The organism is Vogesella perlucida (assembly GCF_979366545.1).
The window spans coordinates 1-255 of the sequence record NZ_CEETRO010000088.1 but is presented as its reverse complement, the minus strand read 5'-3'; the positions used below and the strand labels follow the sequence as shown (position 1 = coordinate 255).

Below are 255 nucleotides of genomic sequence, written 5' to 3'. Positions count from 1 at the left end.
AAACGTGCGCATCGAACACGCCGAGCACACGCAAACCCAGCAGACATCCAGCTACAGCAAGCAAAGCGGCGTCACCGTGGCGCTCAGCGGTGGCGTGGTAGACGCCGCACAAACCGCCGTCAGCGCCGCCCAGGCTGCAGGTAACAGCAACAACAGCCGCTTGGCCGCACTGCAAAGCGTCAAGGCCGGGCTGGCGGGCTACCAGGCGGTACAAACCGCGCAGCAGGGCGGCGGCAACGGCGAGGTGGCCGACCC

At 67.5% G+C, this 255-nt stretch carries 1 protein-coding gene; it reads left to right on the top strand.

What is annotated here, in order from left to right; translation table 11 throughout:
- A partial coding sequence (locus ACZ9XP_RS18065) for a hypothetical protein (RefSeq protein WP_465188977.1) occupies nt 1-255 on the top strand: 255 nt, incomplete at both ends.